Origin of the sequence: Gulosibacter molinativorax (assembly GCF_003010915.2) — a bacterium.
Lineage (GTDB): Bacteria > Actinomycetota > Actinomycetes > Actinomycetales > Microbacteriaceae > Gulosibacter > Gulosibacter molinativorax.
Genome location: NZ_CP028426.1, coordinates 2,304,316 through 2,317,213, shown reverse-complemented (window position 1 = coordinate 2,317,213; position 12,898 = coordinate 2,304,316). Strand labels below are relative to the sequence as shown.

The 12,898-nt window shown below is 64.7% G+C and carries 7 protein-coding genes; 3 read left to right on the top strand and 4 right to left on the bottom strand.

All coding sequences use genetic code 11. The features are described from left to right. Positions 1-104: 104 nt before the first annotated feature. Positions 105-1,913 carry a DNA helicase RecQ gene (recQ, locus tag GMOLON4_RS10670; protein ID WP_026936453.1) on the bottom strand — a complete coding sequence of 603 codons (1,809 nt, stop codon included), beginning with the start codon at positions 1,911-1,913 and terminating at the stop codon, positions 105-107. A 143-nt stretch (positions 1,914-2,056) separates the two neighbouring features. Between recQ and GMOLON4_RS10665 the strand changes: the two genes are divergently transcribed. Beyond that, positions 2,057-4,945 carry a cation-translocating P-type ATPase gene (locus GMOLON4_RS10665; protein WP_084147407.1) on the top strand — a complete coding sequence of 963 codons (2,889 nt, stop codon included), beginning with the start codon at positions 2,057-2,059 and terminating at the stop codon, positions 4,943-4,945. Between the two features lie 66 nt (positions 4,946-5,011). On the opposite strand, the gene GMOLON4_RS10660 is transcribed toward GMOLON4_RS10665, so the two are convergent. After that, positions 5,012-5,308, bottom strand: a complete 297-nt coding sequence (locus GMOLON4_RS10660; protein WP_026936452.1) for a rhodanese-like domain-containing protein — start codon at positions 5,306-5,308, stop codon at positions 5,012-5,014. Between the two features lie 76 nt (positions 5,309-5,384). Further along, on the bottom strand, positions 5,385-6,602 hold the full coding sequence (locus tag GMOLON4_RS10655) for an ATP-binding protein (protein ID WP_026936451.1): 1,218 nt from the start codon (positions 6,600-6,602) through the stop codon (positions 5,385-5,387). 313 nt (positions 6,603-6,915) lie between these two features. On the opposite strand from GMOLON4_RS10655, the gene GMOLON4_RS10650 reads away from it, so the two are divergent. Continuing rightward, positions 6,916-9,984 (top strand): DUF7937 domain-containing protein, encoded by a 3,069-nt coding sequence (locus tag GMOLON4_RS10650; RefSeq protein ID WP_026936450.1) that lies wholly within the window; start codon positions 6,916-6,918, stop codon positions 9,982-9,984. A 148-nt stretch (positions 9,985-10,132) separates the two neighbouring features. After that, on the top strand, positions 10,133-11,074 hold the full coding sequence (locus GMOLON4_RS10645) for a GIY-YIG nuclease family protein (protein WP_026936449.1): 942 nt from the start codon (positions 10,133-10,135) through the stop codon (positions 11,072-11,074). Positions 11,075-11,079: 5 nt separating this feature from the next. On the opposite strand, the gene GMOLON4_RS10640 is transcribed toward GMOLON4_RS10645, so the two are convergent. Then, positions 11,080-12,789 (bottom strand): glycerol-3-phosphate dehydrogenase/oxidase, encoded by a 1,710-nt coding sequence (locus GMOLON4_RS10640; protein WP_035732363.1) that lies wholly within the window; start codon positions 12,787-12,789, stop codon positions 11,080-11,082. Positions 12,790-12,898 lie beyond the last annotated feature (109 nt).

Sequence of the window (12,898 nt, the reverse complement as noted above, 5' to 3'; positions counted from 1 at the left end):
TATCGAACAGAGGTTCGAATATGCAAGAGGAAACTCAGGAATATTTCGAAACTATGTTCGAGTAAACGTTCCGCCCGTTATTCGCCAGCGTCCAGCTGGCCCGCCTAGACCCCCGCAAGCACCTCGAGCACTTCGTCCCCGTACTGCTCGAGCTTCGCGCGACCAACGCCCGAAATCCCGGCGAGTTCGTTCAGCGTGCTCGGCCGCTCGACGGCCAACTCGCGCAGCGTCGCATCGTTAAACACGACGTACGCGGGCACGGACTGATCGCGCGCGGTGTCGCGTCGCCACTCGCGAAGCGCCTCGAAGCGCTCACGCTGGCCAGGCTGCAACTCATCGATCGAAGCGGATGACGACGAGCGCCGCGAGCTGCGCGCTACCGCCGCGGTCGTGTCCTTGCGCAGTTTCACCGGTTCGCGACCAGCCAGCACCTCCGCACCCCTCGGCGACACCTGCATCACGCCATACTCACCCACCGCGGAAATCACATTCATCGCGAGCAACTGCCGCACGACCGTCCGCCAGCCGGTGTCATCGAGCTCGGTGCCGATTCCGAACGTCGAGACCTTGTCGTGGCCCTGCGCCGACGAGCGCTCCGTGCGCTTTCCGAGCAGCACGTCGATCAGCGCGCCCGCGCCGTACGCGCGGCCGGTCGCCCTGTCGAGCCGCACGATCGTCGACAGCAGCTTCTGTGCCGGCACCGTCCCATCCCACGTCTCGGGCGGGTTCAAGCAGTTGTCGCAGTTGCCGCAGGGCTGCGCATCCTCACCGAAATATGCGAGGAGCATCTGCCTGCGACAGCCTGCGGTCTCACACAACGCGAGCATCGCATCCAGGTGGAGCGACTGCTGGCGCTGGCGGAATGCATCCCCGTCGCCCTGCTCGATCATGCGTCGCTGCTGCACGACATCCTGGAGGCCGTAGGCGAGCCAGGCCGTCGCGGGTTCGCCGTCGCGCCCCGCGCGCCCCGTCTCCTGGTAGTAGCCCTCGACCGACTTCGGCAGATCGAGGTGCGCGACGAAGCGCACGTCGGGCTTGTCGATGCCCATGCCGAAGGCGATCGTCGCGCACATCACGACGCCGTCGTCGCGCAGGAATCGCTGCTGATTGAATCGCCGCTGCTCGGGCGTAAGGCCCGCGTGGTAGGGCAGCGCATCCAGCCCCTGATCGCGCAGGAACTCGGCCGTCTGCTCGACCGATTTTCGCGATAAGCAATAGACGATGCCCGCGTCGCCGTCGTGCTCGGCGCGGATGAACCGCAGCAGCGAGTCGCGCGCCCGATTCTTCGGCACGATTCGGTACTGGATGTTCGGCCGGTCGAAGCTCGACACGAACTTCGGCGCGTCCTCGAGTCCCAGGCGGGATGCGATTTCTTCGCGGGTCTGGACCGTCGCGGTCGCGGTCAGCGCGATTCGCGGGACGTCGGGAAACTCCTCCTGGATGACGCTGAGCCCGAGGTAATCGGGGCGGAAATCGTGGCCCCACTGCGACACACAGTGCGCCTCATCGATCGCGAACAGGGCGATCTTGCCGCGATGCAGCAGCGGCAGCGAGGCCTGCAGTCGCTCAGGCGCGAGGTACAGCATGTCGAGCTCGCCCGCGAGGTATTGCTGCTCGACCAGGCGCCGCGTGTCGGGGTCGAGGGTCGAGTTCAGGAACGCGGCGCGCACCCCCAGCTGCTCGAGAGCCGCAACCTGATCCTGCATCAGTGCGATGAGCGGCGAGATGATGATGCCGGTGCCGTCGCGAACGAGGGACGGGATCTGGTAGCAGAGCGATTTACCGCCACCGGTCGGCATGAGCACGAGGGCGTTCTGGCCCGCGATCACGGTGTCGACGATCTGCCGCTGGGGCCCTCGAAAATCGGAGTATCCCCAGACCCTCTCGAGGGTCGCCAAAGCCGCGTCAGTCATGCATCCACCCTAGGTGAGGAACGACGATCCGCCGCGACCTGTCAACAGCGTCGGCGCCTGTGGAAACCTCCAGCCAGGCGCTCCGGATGCGGGTGTAATCTCATGCCGAAATCTTGCGCGGGTGGGCCGAGCAGGTTCACGAAATGATTCGCCGAGTAGAGGGAAGAATCATGGATGCGCAGCAGCAGATCGCGTCGCAGCAGGGCAATTCTGGTCGACACCACCGGGGCCACGACAGCGCCTCGGAAGGCGCAGCGAGTGAGCGCTGGACGGAGACCGCGTACCTGCTCAGCGCTGACGAGGTGCTCGAGCGGCTCGAGTCGAGCGCAACCGGGCTTTCGGCCGAGGAGGCGCAGCGGCGGGCCCAGGAGTTTGGCCCGAACGCAATCATTTCCCTCGAACGCGACAACGCGTTTCTCCGCTACCTGAACCAGTTCAAGGACTGGCTGATCATCCTGCTGCTCGCGTGTGCGGCCGTCACCGCCTACCTCGGCGACTGGAACACGTCGATCGTGCTGCTCGTGCTGGTTGGTATCAATACGGTCATCGGGTTCACGCAGGAGCAGCGCGCGCGACACACGATGAAGTCGCTCGAGGATCTCGTCAAACCGAGCGCGGAGGTGCTGCGCGACGGCAAGCTCCTCGAGATCGAGTCGGCGAGCATCGTGCCTGGCGACGTCGTGCGCCTCGCGGAGGGCGATTTCGTGCCGGCCGACGTGCGGATCATCGAGGCGCAGGCGCTCAGCACCAACGAGTTTGCGCTGACCGGCGAGAGCGAGCCATCACGCAAGCACACCCACGCGATCAAGCACGAGGTGCCGCTCGGCGACCGCTTCAACCTCGCCTTCGCGGGCACGACCGTTGCGCAGGGCGAGGGGCTCGGGGTCGCGATTGATACCGGGATGCGCATGGAACTCGGACGGATCGCGAGCCTGAGCGAGAGCGCGGTCCCGACGCCGAGCCCGCTGCAACGCGAGACGACGCGCATCGCCCAGGTCGTGGGCACACTCGTCGTCGGCCTCACCGCGATCGTCCTGGCGCTCGGCGTATGGGCGAACATGCCGTTCCGCGAGGCGCTGCTCTTCGCCGTCGGCATGGCCTGCGCGCTCGTGCCCCAGGGCCTGCCGGCCGAGGTCAACACGGCCCTTGCCCAAGCATCCTCAACCCTTGCGCGCAAGAACGCGCTCGTGAAGCGGCTGACCTCGGTCGAGACCCTCGGCGCGACCGCCGTGATCTGTACCGACAAGACCGGCACGCTCACGAAGAACGAGATGACGGTCGAGGAACTCCTGATCGGGCTGACACCTGCCACCGTAACCGGCACTGGCTACGCACCCGAGGGCGAGCTGGTGGACGACGAGGGCCGGACGCTCGCACCCGAGGCGACCCCGCGCATCCTGCTCGAGTGCGGCGTGCTCGCGAGCAATGCGAAGCTGTTGCCCCCGGACGCGGAGCACGCCGACTGGTGGATTCTCGGGGACCCGACCGAGGGTGCGCTGCTGACGCTCGCGGCGAAGGGCGGCATCGATTTGGATGCGCTGCAGCGCGAGCAGCAGGAGATCCGGGAGCTGCCCTTCGACTCGGTGCGGCAGCGGATGACCTCGATTCGGCTGGATGCGCGGGGCAAGTACCGTGCCTGGGTCAAGGGAAATCCTGAGCGGGTGCTCGAGCGCGCGGTCTCGATTCTGGATGGGGAGGCGGTGCGGCCGCTCACCGACGAGGATCGCGCTCACATCCTCGGGATCGTGCGCGAACGCGAACAGCGGGCCCTGCGGAACCTGGCTCTCGCGGTGCGCGACCTCGACCGAGAGGATGCGCGGGCCGAGAACGAGGGCCCGATGATTATCGAGCAGGGACTGACGTTCCTCGGCGTCGCGAGCATGATCGATCCCGTCCGCGACGAGGTGCCGAGCGCGATCGCGGCGACGCTCGGCGCACACATCCGCATCAACATCATCACCGGCGACTCGGCACTCACCGCCTCCGCGATCGCGCGCTCCGCGGGCCTCGTGGATGAGCAGAACGGCGAGCTTCGCACGGTCACGACGGCGCAGTTGCAGCAGCTGACGGATGCGCAGGTGCTTGAGTTGGCGCTCGCGGGCGGAGTTGTCTTTAGCCGGGTCTCGCCCGAGGACAAGCTGCGGATCGTCAACCTGATTAAGGGGTCGGGCACCGTGGTGGCGGTCACGGGCGATGGCATTAACGATGCGCCGGCGCTGCGAAGCGCGTCGATCGGCGTCGCGATGGGGCGCTCCGGCACCGACGTCGCGAAGCAGTCGGCTGACCTCATCCTGCTCGACGACAGCTTCGCATCCCTCGTGCGCGCCATTCGCGAGGGCCGGCGCATCTACGCGAATATCGCGAAGGGCGTGCTGTCTTGCCTCACGACGAATGCCGCCGAGCTCGTCGTCAACCTGGTGAGCCTCGCGCTCGCCGCGGTCGCCGGCGTGCCCGTGGCGCTGAACGTGCTGCAGATTCTTGCGATCGACCTGCTCGGAGAGATCCTCCCGATTGCGGCCCTCGGCTCGGACCCCGAGGAGGGCGAGACGATGCGGCGGGCGCCTCGGGACCGGCGGGCGCGCATCCTGAACCGCCGGACCCTGCTCGATGTCGGGTTGAGCGGCACGGTGATGGGCGTGCTTGCGCTCGCGGGCTATTTACTGACGTATCGGATGCACGGGGTCGATCCCGCGGGGCTCGCCGCGACCGACACTTCCGCGCAGCTCGCCTCGACGGTCACGTACGTCACGATCCTTGTGACGCAGTTTGTGAACATCATTCACCGCCGGAGCGTGCACGGCGCGTTTAGCCGCATCCAGCTGCGGAACCGGTGGTTCTGGCTGGCGGTCTTGGTTGCGACCGTGCTGATGCTGGCGATCGTTTATGTGCCGTTCATCGGCGAGTTCTTCGGCACGGCACCGCTCGGACTCGAGGAATGGGGCCTCGTGCTGATTGCGGCGGCCGTGATGCTCGCGGCTCGGTACGTGATCGCGTGGCTGCCCGCGGTGCGGGGTGAGCGCGAGGCTGCTTAGTGGATGCGCGGCGTAGGTGCCCGGGGCGGGTGGCCGATCGTCGAAGCCAGCCACCAGGGGACAGCGTTAGCCGCGCTCGACGGGTAGACCGTCCTGCTCCCATTCGGAGATGCCGCCGGTCACGTTGATCGTGGATTTGCCGAGCCGTTCGAGGTGCTCGACGGTGCGCGCCGAGCGGCCACCCGCGTGGCACATGATGTAGGCGCCCTCGGGGATCTCGTCGACGCGCTCGGAGAGCTCGCTCAGCGGGATGCTCTTGGCGTACGACACGCGGACTTCGGCGACCTCATTGGGCTCGCGGACGTCGATCAGCGTGACGTCGGTGCCGAGCTCGTAGAGGTCTTTGGGAGTGATTTCGTTCATGATTTCAATGCTAGGCCGGTGCTCCGACTCGCGATGGATCGAATTGACAGTCTAAGAGCCGCGGCGACGCTGATCGCTAGCCGCGTTTCCGACGTCTCTGGATTGGAGGAACCTCGAGTCTTGGGATCGCGCGGAGCATGAATTTATCAAAGTCCGGGACTGTAAAAGCCGCGTATCCGTGGTCAGGAGTATAGAGAAGCCCCATTTCGATAAGTTCCGCGCGCGTCGGTGCAATTTGTGTGGATTCGCGATGAAGGAGTTTTGCCACATCCGCTGCTTTTTGTGGGTGGGGTCCGAGTTGGGCCATCGCCCGCATATATGCCGCTTGTAGAGGAGTCGCGCGATCAAGCCTGACACGGAAAAACGAGCTATCGAGTTTCATCTCATACGCCTCTTGCGCGGCCACGACGTCCTCGACCGTGACTCTGTTGCCCTCCGCCACGGCCCACACTTGATAGCCGAGTTCCTGGATGAAGTAGGGATAGCCTCGCGCGATCTGTACTGCAAGTTTCACGGCCGCTTCATCGAACATGACTCCTTCGGTTTGCGCAGGTTCTGTGAACGCTAACCCGGCGTCAAGTTCGGAAAGTTCCCCTATGTGCGGAAACTTGAACAGCCGTTCAGCATACGATTTGGCATCGCCCGCAAGCTTAGCAATTTGGGGGAGTCCGGCGCCAACGAAGGCAACCGGCAGGTTCAACTGGACTGTTCGATTGATCGATTGAATTAGCGCTTCGAGCTGCGGAGTTGATAGGAACTGGATCTCGTCGATAAGTATGGCGAGCCCCTTTTCCCTATTCTGTGCTGCTTTGCCTATCGCAACTAATACGTCGATCAGATCAAGTGCAATATCACCGTGGTCCGCAATACCCTCCGCAGGAGGCACATCCCAGGACAAAGAGAAGGTTCCCGTTTGATCAACGCTGAGTGCGAAGGCGCTGAGGGCTTCACCAGCACGTTGGGCCCACTCGTCCCAGCGTTTTCGAGGCGATAGGCGTAGCAATGCCCCTCTCAACTGCGTGAACATCGTTTGACGAAAGTGTGAATCGTCATGCTTACTTGCTTCGAACGCGATTACTTCCCAATCAAGTTCGTTGGCGATCTTCTCGAACCTGTTGAGGAGAACTGTCTTTCCAACGCCACGGAGTCCTGTGACAATCATTGATTGTTCGGGGCGGCCTCGAGCAACGCGCTGTAGCAACATCCGAAAGGTCGCAACTTGGTCGTCGCGCCCAATCATTACTTCAGGAGTTGCACCGGCGTTCGGCGTGTACGGGTTGTCGAGCGGATCCAACGGGACTCCTTGTGAACTCTGCTGACTTTAGAGTGCTTTACAAGGATCACATAAACCAAGCTAACCTTCCTAAGGTTTGCTTGTCTGTGGATAACGGAGTCACCTGGGCTGCGACCCGCGGCGTATATTTCGCAGCCGAGCAGGCGAACTTTGGATGAAGAGCGCCGGAGCGAAGAATCAGGCCGGTAGGCTCGGGAATTGGGGCGATCACCGTGGCCAAACTCGCCAGCCGAGAAGCTCCGGCCACTCGTCGATGCCTTCAGGACGTAAGACAATCCGCGGAGCCCGGCTCTGCGTGTGAAGGAGTCTGTAAGTGACCGACAGCAATTGGACCCCGCCAGAAGGTGGCGGGCGAGCCGGTCCGAACGGCCAGCACGGCCAGTTTGGTCAGAGCGGCCCCCAGAACCAGAGCCAGCAGAATCAGCAGCCACAGGGCCAGCAGCAGTGGGGTCAGCCCTCTCCGGCTCAGCCGCAGGGCCAACCCGGTGCGTCGCAGGATGCATACGGCCACCCGAATCAGTCGCCGTATGGTCAGCAGTTTGCTCAGCCGGCGGCGGGGCAGCAGCCTGGTCAGCCAGGGCACACTGGCCAGCCTGGTCAGCAGGGCTACGGTCAGCTAGGCCCGGGCCAGCCAGGCGCCGGCCAGCAGTTCGGCCAGCAGGGCCAGCCGGGCTTCGGCCAGCAGCAAGCTCCGCGCCGCCCGGCCCCGCAGGCCGTGAAGGGCTCGACACTCGACTGGGTGCGCGACATTGGTGCGCCCGTACTGCTGATCATTTCGCTCGTGATGGTCTGGGGCCTCGACACCTCGGACCTCGGGAACGTGTCGCTCACCGCGGCGAACGTCGGCCCGATGATTACGGTGCTAGTCGCCGCGCTCGGCGCGATCCTCCAGCTCGTGGCGCGCTTTGGCCTACTGCCAATGTCGCCGCAACTCACGTACTACGTTCGCGCAGGGGCTCAGATCCCGCTCATCGTCACGGTGATCGTCTACGTCGTGATCGACATCATCACCGGCTTCAAGGCCGCGGATGGCGCCTTCAACGACATCGCCTTCTTCGGCGTTGGATACGGCGTGGGTATTGCGCTGCTCGGCTCGACATTGGCGATTCAGGCGCGTGACTACGAACTGCGCGTCCTCGGTGGAACGCAGTCCCCGCTCGGCCGCATCATGGGGCTCTCCGGCAAGATCTTGCTCTATCTCTTTGGCGGCATCGTTGCCATCGGGCTCCTCACCTGGATCATCGCATCCTTCATCCTGATGGGGGAAGTCGAACTCTTCACCCCCACGCTCGGGGTATTTGGTCTCCTCGTCGTGGCGCTGTCGTTCGTCATCTTCCCGATCGCGCTCTTCGCTCTTCGTTCGGAACCGGGACGCCTCCTCATGCTGGCCGTCGGCATGGCTGCCGCGGCCGCGATCCTGATTGACGGCACGTTCGGCCTCGGTTTCTCGATCCGAGGAATCGAATCGACCGCGACTTTCCTCTTCGTTCCGTACCTCCTCGTGTTCACCGCACCGCTCGCCGGCCTCGCGATCACACCGCATGCGCTCGCGGACCGCAAGCCCATTCATCCGACGCAGCGTTGGTTCAGTGCCCTCGGCCTGGGTCTGCTTGTGGTGGCGGCAAGTGCCGTTGGGTACATCCTCGTTGCGATCTACGCGCTGATCCCGAAGGATCTTGGTTTCTTCGGCATCCTCGAACTCGAGGGGAGCCGGAGCGTCCTCACTATCTTCATGATGGTGCTCGCACTCGTCATCGCGGCGGCCTCGGTGCTGGCGTACCTCTCGGTGCGCGGCCCGCAGATCAAGGCGTCGCAGGCTCAGCTGGTCGCGATGGTGGGTGGCTCTGCGCTGCTCGGCTTCGTGCTGATGATCCTCGCGCTCGTCGACCAGCGCCTCGACGACATCGACTACTCCTCAGTCGTGGCCGCGATCTACCCGACAACGACCATGTTCCTCCTGCCGGTCATCCTGACCCTCGGGCTCATCCTGCCGAAGGAAGTGCGTCAGCACTTCGTCAGCGCTGGGACCGCACTCAAGTTCGGGACTAACACCAAGCAACAGGGGTACGGGCAGCAGGGCTACGGGCAGCAGAGCTACGGGCAGCCGGGATATGGGCAGCAGGGATATGGGCAGCAGCCCGCGGGGCAGCCGGGCGCGCACCCGCAGCAGGGATACGGTCAGGGCCAGCCGGGCTACGGTCAAGCAGGCCAGGGTTACAGCCAGCAGGGTCAGGGTCAGGGTCAGGCCTACGGTCAGCCGGGCCCGCAGGGATATCCGACCCAGCCGAGCCAGCCGGGGTACCAGGCCCAGCCGAGCCAGCCTGGCCAGCAGAGTCATCAGGGCCAGCCGAGCCAGCAGGGTCAGCCGAGCCAGCCTGGCCAACAACCGGGGCAGCCGAATTACGGCGGCCAGCAGTCAGGGCAGCAAGGCCAGTACGGTCAGGATGCGGCGGGCCAGTCGGGCTACGGCGTTCCGAACCAGCCTCCCCAGGGCGGTTACGGGCAAGAGCAAGGTCCGACCGGCGCCCAAGGCCAGCAGGCTGGGCAGCAGGCCGGGCAGCAGGCCGGGCAGCAGGCCGGCCAGCAGGCTGGCCAGCAGTACGCGCAGCCGCAGTCGGCGCATCCCCAGCCGGGTTACAACCAGCCGACCGGCGCTGTGCCCGGCTTCGGGCAGGGTTCGCAGCAGGATGCGGGTTCGCAGCAGGCCGGCGGGGGAGCGCACGCTGCCTCGTCGACCGCTGCCCACGGCGACCAGCCTGCTTTCGGGCAGGCCCCGTTCGCACCGGCATCGTCCCAGTCACCGACGCAGGCATCCAACACCGAGGCCGCCCGCCAGGATGGGCCGCGGAGTCCCTTCGGTAGTGAGTCTGAAAAGCGTCAGCAAGCCCATCACGCGGCGACGTCCGAAGAGCCGGCTACCTACAATCCCTCAGGCAATTGGGGATCGGCCGACGCGGGTGCTCCCGAGCAGCCTGATGTCTCCAGCACCGCGGATGCGTCCAGTTCGGCGACTGCGTCCAACTCGGCGGTCGGAACCAACGATGGCGGCGCACCCAGCCAAGCCAACGCATCCAGCGAGGCCAACGCATCCGGCATGACGGGCGCACAGAACGAGGCCAGCGCATCCACCGAGACCGGCGCGCACGAGCCCGTAAACGCCTCGGCCAACTCGGGTGAGCAAGTGGATCTCGCGGCTGCGGCTCGTAAGGCACTCGACCCGGACACCGCATCCAGCGAGCTCGATTGGATGAAGGAGCACAAGGAGCTGTGGCCGTACCTGGCCTCGGCGCCGTCTGCATCCAACGAGCTGCTCGACTGGCTCGCGAAGACCGAGGACCCGACGGTACACGCGTACCTGAAGAACCGCGGTTACCGCTTCTAGGCAGCCACGAATCGAGACTGGGCCGGTCGAACCTCGCGTTCGACCGGCCCAGCGCAGTTTCCCGGATCCCGATTTCATGTCGGTGGTGCGGACTATGGTGAAACGAAATAGGTGACAATTCTCAGAGATTCGAGAAGGCGGCGTCAGCGTGAGCGTTGGTAAATCGGTACGGTTATTTCTTTCCGAAGGAACGCCTGGCGGGCTCATCACTGCGGAGATCATGAACTGGACCGGCCATGTTGTCGCTGCACCCCGGTCCGATCTGGCAAAGCTAACAAAACGTCCCGAAGCGAGCCGGACCGGTATCTACTTGCTCCTCGGGGAAGACCCAGACAGCGTAGGAGGCATGGTCGCGTATATCGGGGAAGGTGATGACGTCAGCCGACGCCTATATCAACACTCCAGACCCGAGGAACAAGGCGGAAAGGACTTCTGGGAGCGCGCGATTCTCCTAACGAGCAAGGATTCGAACCTCACCAAGGCGCACGCTCGATACCTTGAGTCCCGATTCATCGCACTCGCGACTGAGGCAAAGCGTGCGCGGCTCGTAAACGGTACCGCGCCTGGACAGCAGCCCCTGCCGGAATCCGATATTTCCGACATGGAGTACTTCATTTCACAGGCACAGATTGTGTTGCCTGTTCTAGGAGTGAACATCTTCCGCACAACTAAGCCTGCTAAGAAGTCGATTTCGCCGGTAACTGAAGTCGCCGCAGAATCCGGAACGGAATCTCCCATTTTTGAGATCGTTTCAAAGAAGCACGGTATTCACGCTCAAGCGCGTGAGATTGATGGTGAATTTACGGTCCTGGAGGGGTCCATGGTCCGGAAACAATGGATCAGTACAGCGGCGCATACTTACGAACAGCTCGTTCCGAAACTGAAGCAGACCGGAGTAGTCGTCGATTCCGATGACGGGCAAACCGCCAGGTTTACCCAGGACTACGTATTCGCTTCGCCATCCGCAGCTGCAGCGGTCGTCCATGGACGGACTGCAAACGGGCGAACGGAATGGCGGATTCCTAACGGCGGCATTAACTTCGGTCAGTGGCAAACTCTCGGCGTCGAAAATGAGCCGGACACCGACTAACTGAGCTAGCAGGAAGTCCGCGCCACGGCGGCGGCAGCGTCGTCGGGCTGCGAAGTGGCGAGCGTGTAGGCCTCGGTCGACGCGAGGTAGGCACTCACCTCCGTGTCGCGTTCTTCGGCCGACCAACCCAGCTCGGACGTGGCGAGGTCGGCGATTTCATCCACCGCAGCGGCCCCCAGGTCCGGGTATTCGAAGCTGATGCGCGTGCGGCGATCGATGAGGTCATCAAGATGCAGCGCGCCCTCGGCGCGGATCGCAAACACGATCTCGGCGCGAAGGTACGCGGGCGCATGCTCCAGCGGCCGCGCGAGCGCCGGATCCGCCTCGCACAGCGCAGCGATCTCGGCCACATCCGCCCCGTATCGACGCCCGAGGTGCGCCGCAAACGAGGAATCCAGACCCAGCCGGCTCGTCAGTGTCATCGCATCCTTTACCGCATCATCGAGGCGGCGCGCCCCGACCAGCGGCAGCGAATGCGTCCTCGAGGGGCGTCGGCGAGCGACGGATCCGAGCACGAAGTCAACCGCATCCTTCGCCATGACCCGATACGTCGTGAGCTTGCCGCCCGCGATCGAGACGAACCCCGGCGCCGGGGCCGCCACCGTGTGCTCCCGCGACACCTTCGCCGAACGCGTGCCGGGTTTGATGCGAGGCTGCAGCAGCGGCCGAAGCCCGGCCCAGCTGCCGACGATGTCCTCGCGGGTCAGCGGCACACGCAACGCAGGGTTCACCTCGCCGAGCAGGTAGTCGATGTCGCGTGAGTTTGGCACCGGATGCGCGAGGTCCTCTCGCCAGGGCGTGTCGGTCGTGCCGATGATCCAGTAGCGAGACCACGGGATCACGAAGAGCACGCTCGTCGCGGTGCGCAGGATCAACCCGCGGCCGCCCTCGATGCGGTCCTTCGGCACGACGATGTGGATGCCCTTCGACGCGAGCACCTGCAGCCCACCATCGGTCGCGAGTGACTGCGTCTTCTCGGTCCAGACACCGGTCGCGCTGATCACCGTCTTCGCGCGGACATCGAACTGTTCGCCGGTTTCGAGATCGACCAGCGTTGCGCCGTCGACGCGACCCTGCGCATCCTTGCGCAACCCAACCACCCGCACACGCGTGGCCGCATGGGCCCCGTGGCCTACCGCGGTGCGTGCGAGGGTCGTGACAAATCGCGCGTCGTCGACCTTCGCATCCCAGTACTGGATTGCCCCGACCGCGGCGTCGCGCTTGATGCCGCGGAAGACCGTACCGAGCTCGCGGGGGCTGACGTGGCGGTGCCAGGGCACCGCGCGCGGTCGCGGCCGCAGGGTCGCGAGTACGTCATAGAGCGCGATGCCGGTGCCGAAATACACGCGGTCGATGAGCGGGCGGATGAGCGGATGCAGGAAGGCGACCGGGCGGACGAGGTGCGGCGCGAGGGTGGTCAACAGCAGGTCGCGCTCGGTGAGTGCCTCGTGCACGAGCTTGAAGTCGAGCATCTCGAGGTAGCGCAGGCCGCCGTGGACCAGCTTGCTCGAGCGGCTCGAGGTGCCCGAAGCCCAGTCTTGTGCCTCGACGATGGCAGTCTCGAGTCCGCGGCTCGCCGCATCCAACGCGATGCCCGCGCCCGTGACGCCGCCGCCGATGACGAGGAGGTCGAGGGCGCGGCCGTCGTCGGCGCTGCGCTTCATCCGGAGGATGGCGGCGGCGCGGGTTGCGCAGTTCATGCGGGGCGTCGTCATAGTAGTGGCAAGGTAGCAAGACGCGGCGTTGGATTGCGGAATTGCTGCGGGAGGGCCGCAGAGTCGGCGAAAGATTAAACACTATTCACGACAGGAAATGAACGTCTTT

What these genes read in the sequence shown, in the direction of transcription:
- GMOLON4_RS10640 (WP_035732363.1), bottom strand. Translation starts at nt 12,789, where the DNA reads ATGACGACGCCCCGCATGAACTGCGCAACCCGCGCCGCCGCCATCCTC.
- GMOLON4_RS10660 (WP_026936452.1), bottom strand. Translation starts at nt 5,308, where the DNA reads ATGAACGAAATCACTCCCAAAGACCTCTACGAGCTCGGCACCGACGTC.
- recQ (WP_026936453.1), bottom strand. Translation starts at nt 1,913, where the DNA reads ATGACTGACGCGGCTTTGGCGACCCTCGAGAGGGTCTGGGGATACTCC.
- GMOLON4_RS10665 (WP_084147407.1), top strand. Translation starts at nt 2,057, where the DNA reads ATGATTCGCCGAGTAGAGGGAAGAATCATGGATGCGCAGCAGCAGATC.